Origin of the sequence: Brenneria nigrifluens DSM 30175 = ATCC 13028 (genome assembly GCF_005484965.1) — a bacterium.
Taxonomy (GTDB): domain Bacteria; phylum Pseudomonadota; class Gammaproteobacteria; order Enterobacterales; family Enterobacteriaceae; genus Brenneria; species Brenneria nigrifluens.
On record NZ_CP034036.1, the window covers coordinates 122,997 to 135,898 of the forward strand.

The window sequence follows — 12,902 nt, forward strand, 5'->3', positions numbered from 1 at the left end:
GGTACATAGGTTTATTAGGTTATGAAAGAGCAGGAAAAAGCAGAAATAAAACGCCTCAGCGATCAGTTGGATAAGTTGAACCGTAAGCAGGTTACGCTGCTGGAACAAGGGGATGCGGAAGCGATAACCCTTAATCAGGAAGCATGCGGGAAGCTGGCGGCGGAAATTGAGCGTCTGCGCAATGTCAGAGAGCAGAAGCTCAGCCTGGAAGCGCAAAAGCTGGCCCGTCTGCCGTTTAGCCGCGCCATCAGCAAAAAAGAGCAGGCCAATCTGGGCGCGTTGAAGAAAAGCGTACGCGGATTGGTGGTGGTGCACCCCATGACGGCGCTGGGGCGTGAAATGGGCCTGAAAGAGATGACGGGCTACGCGCCAAAACCCTTTTAGGCCGCGCCTCCCGTCCTGGGCGCGATGCCGTAAACGGCTTCCCTTATCTTCATATATTGCTTACAGCAATTCAGACCATTGATAAAGCCCGTTATTAGGGAGAGCGTGGCGAGGGGCCGTAGCGGCGTAAGCCGCCGACAAATTTGCCGGGAGCAAATTTGAACAGCATTTATGCTGGCCCGCAGGGTGGGACACAAGGAGGTGTCCCATAATAGCCCCTCGCTACGGTAGGCCCGGGTATCTCAGGCTTACAGACGGCTTTGTCAGCAACCTCTCTTGCTTACCGCCATTACTTTTTATAGCCCAACTGGGGCGATGAACGGGAAAATGCGATGCCGGCCGGCGTTGTATCGTCCTGTGAGGTCGCCAGACGAAATACGGAAACGGCCTGTTTGAGCAGCGTCGCCTGCTCTTCTAACGAGTCGGCCGCCGCGGAGGATTGTTGCACCAGCGCGGCGTTCTGCTGGGTGGTGCTGTCCATTTCCACAATCGCCTGACTGATCTGGGTAATTCCCCGGCTCTGTTCATCGGAAGCCGTGGCTATCTCGCCCATAATGTCATGCACCTGCGTCACGGACGTGACGACATCATGAATGGTTTTACCCGCATTACCGACCAGCGTGGCGCCGTGTCCGATCTGGCTGACCGTCTCGGCGATCAGTCCCTCAATCTCTTTGGCCGCCTGCGAACTGCGCTGCGCCAGATTGCGCACTTCGCCGGCCACCACGGCGAAACCCCGGCCTTGCTCGCCGGCGCGGGCGGCTTCAACTGCGGCGTTCAGCGCCAGAATATTGGTCTGGAAGGCGATGCCGTTAATCACCGAGGTGATCTCGGCGATACGCCTGGAGCTGTGTTCAATATCATTCATGGTTTTCACCACGTTGTTCACCTGCTCGCCGCCTTGCTTCGCGGTCTGGGACGCGCCGATCACCAGGGTGTTGGCGTGGTGGGCATTGTCGGCGTTCTGTTTGACCGTTGCTGTTAGCTGCTCCATGCTGGCGGCGGTCTGTTCAACGGCGGCCGCCTGCTGCTCGGTGCGCGAGGAGAGGTCGGTGTTGCCGGCGACGATCTCCCCCGCGGCGGTGAAGATCTGACTGACGCCGACGCGGATCTCGTCGATCATGTTATGCAGATTGGCATTCATTTTCGCCATCGCCCGGATAAGCTGCCCCAGCTCATCGCGGCGGGTGGTTTCGACTGTCATGGTCAGATCGCCGGTTGCGATGCGTTCGGCCATATCCAGCGTGGTATTCAGCGGGGTGGTGATTTGGCGTGAGATAAACCAGGAGATCAGTAACCCGAGGATGAGGGTAATCAGCGCGGTAACGCCCATCTGGATCTCGGAAGCGCGAATATCCTGCTGGGTGAACTGTAGCTGATCCTGAAGCAGGGATTGGATGATGGCATTGAGTTCGTCGGCACTGGTCGCCATTTGCCGCGCCTGCGCCAGCTCTTCCTGATAGGCCGGCATATAAGCCATGGCCCGCTCTTCATAGCTGTTCATGGTGCTCAGGACCGGCGCGAGTATCGCCTGTTGTTCGGCGGGCAGGCTCTGGTAAAGCGTCGTCAGCGAGGTTTGCGCATCGTCAATGGCGGCGGCGAGTTCATCCGCGGATTCTTTGTCCCGGGATAACAACAGGCCGCGGACATGATAACGAACCGCCGTCAGTTTCAGGTTCAGATCGGCAAGCAGCAACTGAAGCGACAGATTATAACCGTCGGCGTTTAATTGATCGCCCAGTTCTTTTAATGGTTTTTCCGTTTCGGAAATATTCCAGCTTTTCCTGACGTCGTCCTTTTTGTGAATGGCATCAACGTAGTTTTTCTGCCGTTGCTGATATTCGGCGATAACGGTTTCGATATGGGCGAATTGTTCTCTGGCTTTTTCCGGCCAGTTCCAGCCTTTGGCTTCAGATACATACTTATTGATATTCTCAATATGGGTAATATTTTGCTTTATATCTTCCGGGGAGTATGTGGCGCTATAGCGTACCCGATAATATTTTGCCTGGTTAATTTCATTATTGATACTGCTGCTTAAATTGACTTTATCAATACTTTCTTTTAATTCTTCAATATGCATAACGCCTGCGCCGGCAATAATTACCGTCATCATTATGATCAGGAAGAAGCCTAAGCCTAATTTCTTACCGACGTTGATATTTTCAAATTTTATAGCCATTTTGTTTCTTCCACTATCTTATGAACTGAATACTGACTCTGGTTTTGCCCCCTTATATGCGAATTATGGGAGACTGCGCCACGAGATTGTCGTGTGAGATACAACATATCGGTATAAAAAATCATACGATAGGATCACAGTTAATTTATCGGCAAATTATGGGGAAACTTTACTATCTCTATTGCTTATCAATATGCAAATAAAGTCTGGAAGAGGGAGAATATTCGATAATTTATAATAAAAAAACCGGAACAAAGACGGTTATTCCGGTTTGCTTTGCCACCGCCCGGACAGGGCGGCGGCGGGAAACGGCTTATTTTTTCGCTTCTGCGAAACGTTTGGCCGCTTCGTCCCAGTTTACGACGTTCCAGAACGCTTTGATGTAATCCGGGCGACGGTTCTGATATTTCAGATAATAGGCATGTTCCCATACGTCCAGACCCAGGATGGGGTAGCCGGATGCGCCGGAAATAGCTTCGCCCGACAGCGGGCTATCCTGATTGGCCGTGGATACCACCGCCAGTTTGCCGTCATCTTTCAGCACCAGCCAGGCCCAGCCGGAACCAAAGCGGGTTGCCGCGGCCTGTTCGAATTTTTCTTTGAAAGTATCGATGCTGCCGAAATCACGCTCGATGGCGGCTTTCAGATCGCCGGCCAGCGTGGTGCCCAGCTTCAGGCCTTTCCAGAACAGGCTGTGGTTGGCGTGACCGCCGACGTTGTTACGTAAAACGGTTTTTTTCTCTGCCGGCACTTTGTCCAGCTTGGTGAGCAGTTCTTCTGCGGACAGCTCGGCGAATTCAGGCAGGGATTCCAGCGCCGCGTTAGCATTATTGACGTAGGTCTGGTGGTGTTTGGTGTGATGGATTTCCATCGTTTGCTTGTCGAAATGGGGTTCCAGTGCGTCATAAGCATAAGGCAGGGATGGCAGTGAATAACTCATGTTTAGCATCTCCGTGGTTATAGTGCTGAGTAATTGTAGTGGTGAACTGTGCTGTACCGAAACGCGACATTGCTCACAATTTCCTAGGCCCGGTACAAGGACAGTATGCGGCGCCGATTTTGTTAGCACCGCGTAAGCACTACGTTCATTATAGTTAATTAAATGATATTGAAAATGATTATTCTCGTCCGAACGCGGTTACCTGCCGGCGTTTAACCCAATATAACAAGCGCTTATGTGGTTAGGGTATGAGGTAAAAACAAATCGGTCTAAGCTCGGCGGCGATTTTCCTGCGCTGCGCTACTCGCTCAGACGCTGCGGATGGGTATAGACGGTGGCGCGCCCCGGACGACAGAACCCCACCAGCGTCAGGTTGCAGCGCTCGGCCACCTCGACGGCCAGCGAGGTGGCGGCGGAAACCGCGAACAGGATCTCCACGCCGCACATGGCGGATTTTTGCACCATCTCGTAGCTGGCGCGGCTGGAAACCAGCACGGCGCCCTGCCGCCACGGCTGTTTTGCCCGCATGCCGAGCAGCTTGTCCAGCGCCACATGGCGGCCGACATCTTCACAGCCGCCGCGCAGCGCGCCGTCCGGCGTAACCCAGGCCGCGGCATGGGTGCAGCCGGTTAACTGGCCCGCCGGCTGTACCTGCTGCAACTGCGCCAGCGCCGATTCAAGGCGGCTGAGCGAGAAGGTTTGGGTAAATGGCAGGGGCGCAACCGGTTTGCCGATCTCCGCCAACTGCTCCACCCCGCAGACGCCGCACCCGGTGCGGCCATCCATCGCCCGTCTGCGGTTTTTTAAACCGGCGAAGCGACGGCTGGAAAGTTCGATTTGTACCTCAATGCCGTTGCATATCGGCTGAACATCGATACCGTAAATATCCTGCGGCGCGGCGATGATGCCTTCCGACAGCGAAAACCCCAGCGCAAATAGCTCCAGGTCTTTCGGCGACGCCATCATCACCACATGTGAAATACCGTTGTAGACCAGCGCCACGGGCACTTCTTCCGCCAGCCAGTCGGCCTGCGGCCGCGTCAGCGCGCCCTGATGGCTGACGGTACGCCGACAGGCCCCCGTGGGGGGAGTAACCGTTTGTGGGATAACGCTTTTCACCTGAAATACCTGCAAGTTAATCGCCTTTAGTCAATGGCGCTATTATTTCACCGCCTCCCCGCGGATGCGAACTTTTCTCTGCAAATGGCGATCGGGCCCACGTCATGGTTGTGAATTTGTTGATTGATGGTTGCTAAATTGTGACATGCTTCGAAAAGTTACCATTCTCTCTGACCGGCGGCTGTCATAACGCGCCATCCCCGCATACGATTTAACCATGCTTACCGTGCAGCGATCGTTTTCATATAGCCTCTATTTCCACTGCGGCTCCGCCGCGTACCCAAACCGCGAAAAGGAGACTGAAATGGCACATATCACATCTGAAGGCCGGCTTATTTCCGATGAGTATGGCGCGCCTAAGCTGAACAAACGCTATGACAACTTTATCGGCGGAGCCTGGGTTCCGCCCGACGGAGGTGAGTATTTTGTTAATCTGACGCCGATTACCGGCCGACCTTTATGCGAGGTGGCCAGCTCTACCTCGCGGGATGTTGATCATGCGCTGGATGCCGCCCACCAGGCGAAAGCCGAATGGGGCGCCATGTCGGTACAGGAGCGCGCGCTGCTTCTGAATCGTATCGCCGACAGGATGGAGCAGAACCTCGGCCTGCTGGCCAGTGTGGAAACCTGGGATAACGGTAAACCGATCCGTGAAACCAGCGGCGCGGATGTCCCGCTGGCCATTGACCACTTCCGCTATTTTGCCGCCTGCATCCGTTCTCAGGAGGGGGCGATCAGTGAAATCGACGGCGACACCGTGGCGTATCACTTCCATGAGCCGCTGGGCGTGGTGGGGCAGATTATCCCCTGGAACTTCCCGCTATTGATGGCCTGCTGGAAGATGGCGCCGGCGCTGGCGGCGGGAAACTGTATTGTGCTGAAACCGGCCAAGCTGACGCCGATGTCGGTGCTTGTTCTGATGGAGCTGATTCAGGACATTCTGCCGCCGGGCGTGATTAACGTGGTGAACGGGTCGGGCAGCGAAATCGGCGAATATCTGGCGACGTCGAAGCGTATCGCCAAAGTGGCGTTTACCGGCTCCACCGAGGTCGGCCAGCAAATCATGGGCTATGCCGCCCAGAACGTGACGCCGGTGACGCTGGAACTGGGGGGAAAATCGCCCAACATTTTCTTTGCGGACGTGATGGACAACGAGGACAGCTTCTTTGACAAGGTGCTGGAAGGGTTCACGCTGTTTGCCTTCAATCAGGGGGAAGTCTGTACCTGTCCGAGCAGGGCGCTGGTGCAGGAGTCGATCTACGATCGTTTTATGGAGAGAGCGATTAAACGCGTGGAGTCCATCCGCATCGGCAACCCGCTGGACGGCAACACCATGATGGGGGCGCAGGTATCCGCCGGGCAGTTGGACACCATCCTCAACTATATCGATATCGGTAAGAAAGAGGGCGCGCGCGTACTGACCGGCGGCCAGCGCAAAGAGATGGCGGGCGAACTGTCCCAGGGCTATTATCTGGAGCCTACCATCCTGTTCGGCAACAACAGCATGCGCGTTTTCCAGGAAGAGATTTTCGGACCGGTGCTGGCGGTAACCACCTTTAAAACCATGGACGACGCGCTGGAAATCGCCAACGACACCGAGTATGGGCTTGGCGCGGGCGTATGGAGCCGCAACGGCAATGTCGCCTACCGGATGGGGCGCGGCATTCAGGCCGGACGCGTCTGGACCAACTGCTACCACGCCTACCCGGCGCACGCCGCGTTTGGCGGTTACAAGCAGTCGGGCATTGGGCGTGAAAACCACAAGATGATGCTGGAGCATTACCAGCAAACCAAATGCCTGTTGGTGAGTTATTCGGATAAGCCGATGGGGCTGTTCTGATTCCTTGCTCAATTATGGGCCGTTGGGAGACTAACGGCCTTTTCCAACCGCGCCCCGCTGCGATTTTCCCCCCGATTCCGCCCGCCGCCGATTGTGCCGACGCTGAACAGGCACTACGCTGTTCACATTACCTATTGAATATACTCGTCATGCTTCAAGTTGCAGATGCGTTGGCTGCGCTCAGTCACCCGAATCACTTACCTGTGTAAGCTCATCGGGATTAAATGAGAGACTTCCTGTCTCTCACCGGAGGCCAGCCGTTGGCTGGTCAAATTCGTTCCCAACGAATTTGTCCTTCCCTTGCCGCCTTCCTGCAACTCGAATCATTTAGAGTATAAAAATCCTATTTTAAGAGGCGGTGCATGACCGACAAGATCGGCTGGATTGATAATTTACGCGCCGTGGCCTGCATGATGGTCGTTCTGATCCACAGCACCACCTATTACATTACCGCCGGCGGCGCGCCGGGCGATGTCCACTGGGATGTGGCGAATATCCTTAATTCGGCCTCGCGGGTTTGCGTGCCGCTGTTCTTTATGATCTCGGGCTATCTGTTTTTTGGCGAGCGCGGCGCCCGGCGGAAACATTTTGCGCGCATTGGTTTATGCATTCTGTTCTATAGCGCTATCGCTTTGATTTATATCGCCGTGTTAACGCCAATCGACCCGCTGAACGCCGCCAGGCAGGTTCTGCAAAAGCCGATTTTTTATCACCTGTGGTTTTTCTACGCCCTTGCGGTGATCTACCTGTTCTCGCCGCTTATCCGCGTCAAGCCGGTGCCGGGAAAGTATCTGGCTATTTTTATTGCGCTGCTGGCGGCGATCGCCAACCCCAATACGGGTAGCGTTGAATTTGCCGGCGTCAAACTGTTGCCGGTTAATCTCTATATCTACGGCGATACCTTTTACTATTTGCTGTACGCAGTGGTCGGGCGGGCGTTAGGGATGCTGGATATCCCCCGCCGCGCGGCGATGGCCGCCATTGCGCTGTTTATTTTATGCGTGTTGCTGGTGGCCATAGGCACCAAGCACCATACGCTGCTGAACGATAATTTTACCCAGCTGTTTTATATCTACTGCGGGCCGTTGGTGTTTCTGGCGGCGGTCAGTCTGCTGGCGATCTTCAAACGCTGGATGAATCACCGGGTTTGGCCCGGATTGGCCTTGATATCGCGCCATTCGCTGGCGATTTACGGTTTCCATGCGCTGATTATCCATTACCTGCGCACCCATGATATGGCGATCTCGGACCGCCCGATGCTGGATATTTTCTATATCTTTATCGTTGCGCTACTGAGCAGCCTGCTGCTGTCGATGGCGCTGCAAAAAATCGATACCCGGCGCCTTGTCAGCTAAGATGAAGTGACAAAGAAGGCCGAATCGGGACATGATAGGGATAAATCGGGACCATTTACCTAAATGGCGTAAACCTTTATCGGCATAGGCAGCAGAAGGCGGAGCAGAGATGTTAAAGACAGTGGGTAAGTTATTCGCTATCGGCTGGTTAATCGGCGGATTAAGCGCCTGTGATAATCCGTCGGATAACAACAAGCCGGATCCGCAGCCAACGCCGCCGCCGTTGCAGGCGCCGGAAAATAAACCCGTCGCGCCGGTTGAGCCGCCCGCCGCGCCTGAAGCGCCGGCGCACAAGGTTTCTCTGCAAAAAGGCAAAATCAGCTTTATGCTGCCGGATGCCTTTTCCGATCAAACTCCGCCGGATGACGTCAACAACGGCGACGCGGGCAAAGCGCATCTGTTTATCAACAGCGCTTCGCGTCAGCAGGTGGTGTTCTCCGTGGTGCCGCCGCCGGCAGGGCAGATTTTGCGCGCGACCGAGGCGGGGCTGGAGAGCCTGGGAAACGACATTTTCACCAATATGCAGGGGCAGTATCAGCATATAAAACGGATACGACAACAGCCCGTCACCATCGGCAAGATACCCATGCAGCGCATGGATAATGAACTACAGGTCGGCGGCCAGCCGGTGAACTCGATGCTGCTCTACGCCGTGTGGCAGAAGAAAATAGTGACGCTGCAAATCAACACCCCGGCCAACCGCGGAGATATCCATCAGGCGCTGATTGAACAGGTGCTGGCGTCGCTGAACTTTGCATAACCGGCCGCGCTAATGGTCTGACATCAGCGGACGAAGCTGCCGGTATAGCGCAGTAAAGGTTTCTCGCTGCTGCGTATAGTAGGCGTGGCGTTGCGCATCAGGCTGATGGACCCGTTCCAAAGGCAACTGAGGCAACAACGCATCCAGCGGCGTATCGGGGTTGATCGCGATCTGCGCCAGGCGCGCGGCCCCCAAGGCCGGCCCCACGTCGCCGCCGGTGCGGTATTCCAGCTCGTGCCCGCTGATATCCGCCAGCATTTGCCGCCAGTAGGCGCTACGCGCGCCGCCGCCAATCAGCGTGATGCGACTGGGCTGCAACCCCGTCATATGCAGGGCGTCCATACCGTCGGCGAGGGCGAAGCCGACGCCTTCCAGTACCGAGCGAACCAGTTCAGTGCGGCCGTGCTGATGCGTCAGCCCCCAGAAAGCCCCTTTGGCGTGGGGATTGTTATGCGGCGTACGTTCGCCGGAGAGATAGGGCAGGAACCACAGCGGCGTGGCGGTGTTATCCGCGGGCGTTTCGGCAACCTCCTGTAGCAGCGCGGGAACGCTTGGCGCATGCGTCAGGCGGGCCACCCAATCAATACAGGAGGCGGCGCTCAGCATCACCGACATCAGGTGCCAGGTATCAGGCAATGCGTGGCAAAAGCTATGGACGGCGCGCTGCGGATTGCTGAGAAAACCGTTGCTGACGGCAAAGTAAACGCCGGATGTACCGAGCGACAACATCGCCTGTCCGGCCTGGTAGAGCCCGACCCCAATCGCCCCGGCGGCGTTATCGCCCCCGCCGGCGATGACCGGGATGCTGTTCATTCCCCAGCGCTGCGCCGTTTCCGGCCGCAGATATCCGGTGATCTGATTTCCTTCATATAGGGCCGGCATGTGCTCCCGCGTCAGGGAGCAGGCGTCCAGCAATACCTCGCTCCAGTCGCGTTGCGCCACGTCCAGCCACAGCGTTCCCGCCGCGTCGGACATATCACTGGCGAATTCGCCGGTCAGACGCCAGCGCAGATAATCCTTGGGCAGTAACACCTTGTCTACCTGACGAAAGATCTCCGCTTCGTGTTCCCGTACCCATTTCAGCTTGGGCGCGGTGAAGCCCGGCATCATCAGGTTGCCGGTAATCTGCCGCGAGGTCGGCACCTGTTGTTCCAATTCCCGGCACTGCTGCGCGCTGCGTCCGTCATTCCACAAAATGGCCGGCCGCAGCACCTGCTGCCGGGCGTCCAGCAGCGTGGCGCCGTGCATCTGCCCGGTCAGCCCCAGCGCTTTAACCGCCCGGAGGTCGTGCTGCGCCGCCAGCGCCTGCAATGCGCTATCGGTTGCCTGCCACCATGCATCGGGCGATTGTTCCGACCATAACGGATAAGGGCGGGATACGGCTAATGCGGCGCTGTGGCTGGCGATAACCTGTCCCGCTTCATTCAGTAAAATGGCTTTAACGCCGGAGGTGCCGAGATCGATGCCGATGTACATGAAGGACTCCTGGAACGGTTAAGGGATAGGGACTGCGCCTTATACCGCCGTCATGCCCGCGCAGGCGGGCATCTTCCATAGCGGGACGCCGGATAAGGGATGAACCGGGAAGCCCGTATTATCCAAATAAATGACGGTTAACGATATTCTCCAGCAATTCCTGATGACCGCTCTGGTGCTGCGGCGCCAACTGGCGGCTTTCCGCATAGCCGGCCAGTGATTCCAGCGACGCCTTGCCTTGCAGGATCTGTTGCCCCAGTTCTCCGTTCCAGCCGGCGTAGCGTATGGCGACCAGCTGATTCAGTTGGTCGTCTTCGATCATCCGGGCGGCGGCTTTGAGCGACAGCGCCAGGGTGTCCATGGCGCCGATGTGGGCATGGAATAGATCGTAGCGGTCGGTGCTCTGGCGGCGGACTTTGGCGTCAAAATTGAGGCCGCCGGTGGTGAAGCCGCCTGCTTTGAGGATTTCATACATCACCAGCGTATTCTCTTCCACGCTGTTGGGGAACTGATCGGTGTCCCAACCCAGTTGCGGATCGCCACGATTGGCGTCAACCGATCCAAAAACGCCCAGCGCGATGGCGGTGGCGATTTCATGGTGGAACGAATGGCCCGCCAGCGTGGCATGGTTGGCTTCCACGTTGACCTTAATCTCTTTTTCCAATCCGAACTGTTTAAGAAAACCATAGACCGTGGCTACGTCGTAGTCGTATTGGTGTTTGGTCGGCTCTTGCGGCTTGGGTTCGATCAGCAAGGTTCCCTGGAAGCCGATTTTGTGTTTATGCTCGACCACCATTTGCATAAACCGGCCGATCTGTTCGCGCTCCCGGCGCAGATCGGTGTTAAGCAGGGTTTCGTAACCTTCGCGTCCGCCCCACAGTACATAGTTTTCGCCGCCCAGCTTCTGGGTGGCGTTCATGGCGCTGAACACCTGCGTGGCCGCCCAGGCGAAAACTTCGGGGTCCGGATTGGTCGCCGCGCCGGCGCCGTAGCGCGGGTGGGTAAAACAGTTTGCCGTGCCCCACAGCAGCTTGACCCCGCTGCTCTGCTGCTTTTCCGCCAATACGTCGGCGATGGCGGCGAAGTTATTCAGGTATTCCTTGAGCGAAGCGCCCTCGGGCGCCACATCCACATCGTGGAAACAGTAATAGGGCACATCCAGTTTTTGAAAGAATTCAAATGCGATGTCGGCTTTGCGTCTGGCCTGCGCCAGCGCGTCTCCCGCTTGCTGCCACGGGCGCTCAAAGGCGCCGACGCCAAACATGTCTGAGCCGTTCCAGCAGAATGTGTGCCAGTAAGCGACCGCGAAGCGTAAATGGTCCGCCATGCGTTTCCCCAGAATTTCCTGCTCTGGGTTGTAGTGACGGAAAGCGAAGGGATTGTCGCTCTGGCCGCCTTCATAGCGGACTTTTTCGATCTGGGCAAAATAGGGTTGCATCGTTGACTCCTTAGCGGCCTTCCCGAGGGAAGAGAGGTATACGCTTTATATTTAGTCCGGATAACGATTTACTCAATTACGTTATTTTACACTGAAATTAAGAGAATTATTAAATGTGCGCTGGGTCGCAAAAATATTGGCGGATTAATCTGGACGCGCTTTGCGGTTTATAAAAATAGAGAAAGTTCGCTGAACAATAAAATATGACCGCTATCAAAAAATAGCAATTAAACCAAAAAACATAATCGGATGATAAAAATCTGTAATTGCTGATGCGTGGTTTAACGATAATACTCTGTTGGCTATCGGAGTTCTCTGCCCTGTATTTTGAAAAAAGGTACTCTACGATGAAAGTTAAACACTTTTTACTGTCAGCCTGTGCCGCACTCGCTTTAGTAAGCCAGCCCGCGTTAAGCAAAGAAGTAAAAATAGGGATGGCGATTGATGACTTACGCCTTGAGCGTTGGCAAAAAGATCGGGATATCTTTGTCGCAAAGGCCAAGGAGCATGGCGCGAGCGTTTTTGTACAATCGGCAAACGGCAATGAAGAAACTCAGATTTCGCAAATAGAAAATATGATTAACCGCGGTGTGGATGTGCTGGTTATTATTCCCTACAACGGTCAGGTGTTAAGTAACGTTATTGCCGAAGCAAAACGCGAAGGAATAAAGGTTCTGGCCTACGACCGTATGATAAACAATGCGGACGTGGATTTTTATATTTCGTTTGATAATGAAAAGGTTGGTGAGTTACAGGCGCAATATCTGGTGGATAAGGTTCCCGAAGGAAATTATTTTCTTATGGGCGGCTCGCCGGTGGATAATAATGCGAAACTGTTCCGTCAGGGACAAATGAAAGCATTAAAGCCGTTGATTGATAATGGTAAAATCAAAGTGGTCGGCGATCAGTGGGTTGATGCATGGTTGCCGGAAAACGCGCTGAAAATCATGGAGAATGCGCTGACGGCAAATAATAACAATATCAATGCGGTGGTGGCTTCAAACGATGCGACGGCGGGCGGCGCCATTCAGGCGCTCGCCGCGCAGGGATTATCCGGCAAGGTGGTCATTTCCGGGCAGGATGCGGATCTGGCTGCGATAAAACGCATCGTTTCCGGTACGCAAACCATGACGGTTTATAAACCCATCAGCAAACTGGCCAGAGATGCCGCCGATATTGCGGTTGCCCTGGGGGCAGGTAAAAACCCCGAGTCCAATGCCGCGTTAAATAACGGCCTGAAAGATATTCCGGCTTTTTTATTAACCCCGATCCCCGTTGATAAAGACAATATTGATTCCACGGTGATTGCCGACGGCTTTCATAAAAAAGCGGATGTCTATTAACCCCCGTTTTCTTTGCGCCGAGCCGCGCTATGCCGTGGCTTGTGAGCGTTCGCTGTCTCTTACGG

The 12,902-nt window shown here is 55.3% G+C and carries 10 protein-coding genes; 5 read left to right on the forward strand and 5 right to left on the reverse strand.

Features of this window, described 5'->3' with window-relative positions; all coding sequences use genetic code 11:
• Positions 1–21: 21 nt before the first annotated feature.
• On the forward strand, positions 22–384 hold the full coding sequence (locus tag EH206_RS00520) for a YibL family ribosome-associated protein (RefSeq protein WP_009110886.1): 363 nt from the start codon (positions 22–24) through the stop codon (positions 382–384).
• A gap of 289 nt (positions 385–673) precedes the next feature.
• Here EH206_RS00520 and EH206_RS00530 read toward each other — a convergent pair whose 3' ends face one another.
• From EH206_RS00530 to fdhD, 3 genes are all read right to left on the reverse strand, one after another.
• A complete protein-coding gene (locus EH206_RS00530) occupies positions 674–2,566 on the reverse strand; it encodes a methyl-accepting chemotaxis protein (RefSeq protein ID WP_009110887.1) in 1,893 nt (630 codons plus the stop codon).
• Between the two features lie 313 nt (positions 2,567–2,879).
• Complete coding sequence (sodA, locus tag EH206_RS00535; RefSeq protein ID WP_009110888.1) at positions 2,880–3,506, reverse strand: superoxide dismutase [Mn]; 627 nt, start codon at positions 3,504–3,506, stop codon at positions 2,880–2,882.
• A 300-nt stretch (positions 3,507–3,806) separates the two neighbouring features.
• Positions 3,807–4,640 carry a formate dehydrogenase accessory sulfurtransferase FdhD gene (fdhD, locus tag EH206_RS00540; RefSeq protein ID WP_040342784.1) on the reverse strand — a complete coding sequence of 278 codons (834 nt, stop codon included), beginning with the start codon at positions 4,638–4,640 and terminating at the stop codon, positions 3,807–3,809.
• Between the two features lie 289 nt (positions 4,641–4,929).
• Here fdhD and exaC point away from each other — a divergent pair, with 289 nt between their 5' ends.
• The 3 genes from exaC to EH206_RS00555 all read left to right on the forward strand — a co-directional run bounded on the left by exaC (position 4,930) and on the right by EH206_RS00555 (position 8,580).
• Positions 4,930–6,465, forward strand: a complete 1,536-nt coding sequence (exaC, locus tag EH206_RS00545; RefSeq protein ID WP_009110890.1) for an acetaldehyde dehydrogenase ExaC — start codon at positions 4,930–4,932, stop codon at positions 6,463–6,465.
• A 362-nt stretch (positions 6,466–6,827) separates the two neighbouring features.
• Positions 6,828–7,820 (forward strand): acyltransferase, encoded by a 993-nt coding sequence (locus EH206_RS00550; protein ID WP_009110891.1) that lies wholly within the window; start codon positions 6,828–6,830, stop codon positions 7,818–7,820.
• 109 nt (positions 7,821–7,929) lie between these two features.
• On the forward strand, positions 7,930–8,580 hold the full coding sequence (locus EH206_RS00555; RefSeq protein ID WP_009110892.1) for a DcrB-related protein: 651 nt from the start codon (positions 7,930–7,932) through the stop codon (positions 8,578–8,580).
• A gap of 9 nt (positions 8,581–8,589) precedes the next feature.
• Here the strand turns inward: EH206_RS00555 and xylB are convergent, their stop codons facing one another.
• Complete coding sequence (xylB, locus tag EH206_RS00560; protein WP_009110893.1) at positions 8,590–10,056, reverse strand: xylulokinase; 1,467 nt, start codon at positions 10,054–10,056, stop codon at positions 8,590–8,592.
• Positions 10,057–10,174: 118 nt separating this feature from the next.
• The gene (gene xylA, locus EH206_RS00565; RefSeq protein WP_009110894.1) at positions 10,175–11,494 is read right to left on the reverse strand and encodes a xylose isomerase; all 1,320 of its coding nucleotides are present in this window, start codon (positions 11,492–11,494) and stop codon (positions 10,175–10,177) included.
• 347 nt (positions 11,495–11,841) lie between these two features.
• On the opposite strand from xylA, the gene xylF reads away from it, so the two are divergent.
• Positions 11,842–12,837, forward strand: a complete 996-nt coding sequence (xylF, locus tag EH206_RS00570; RefSeq protein ID WP_009110895.1) for a D-xylose ABC transporter substrate-binding protein — start codon at positions 11,842–11,844, stop codon at positions 12,835–12,837.
• Positions 12,838–12,902 lie beyond the last annotated feature (65 nt).

Excerpts from the sequence above, each read along its gene's own strand:
- EH206_RS00520 (WP_009110886.1), top strand. The coding sequence starts at position 22 with ATGAAAGAGCAGGAAAAAGCAGAAATAAAACGCCTCAGCGATCAGTTG.
- sodA (WP_009110888.1), bottom strand. The coding sequence starts at position 3,506 with ATGAGTTATTCACTGCCATCCCTGCCTTATGCTTATGACGCACTGGAA.
- xylB (WP_009110893.1), bottom strand. The coding sequence starts at position 10,056 with ATGTACATCGGCATCGATCTCGGCACCTCCGGCGTTAAAGCCATTTTA.
- xylA (WP_009110894.1), bottom strand. The coding sequence starts at position 11,494 with ATGCAACCCTATTTTGCCCAGATCGAAAAAGTCCGCTATGAAGGCGGC.
- exaC (WP_009110890.1), top strand. The coding sequence starts at position 4,930 with ATGGCACATATCACATCTGAAGGCCGGCTTATTTCCGATGAGTATGGC.
- xylF (WP_009110895.1), top strand. The coding sequence starts at position 11,842 with ATGAAAGTTAAACACTTTTTACTGTCAGCCTGTGCCGCACTCGCTTTA.
- EH206_RS00555 (WP_009110892.1), top strand. The coding sequence starts at position 7,930 with ATGTTAAAGACAGTGGGTAAGTTATTCGCTATCGGCTGGTTAATCGGC.
- EH206_RS00530 (WP_009110887.1), bottom strand. The coding sequence starts at position 2,566 with ATGGCTATAAAATTTGAAAATATCAACGTCGGTAAGAAATTAGGCTTA.
- EH206_RS00550 (WP_009110891.1), top strand. The coding sequence starts at position 6,828 with ATGACCGACAAGATCGGCTGGATTGATAATTTACGCGCCGTGGCCTGC.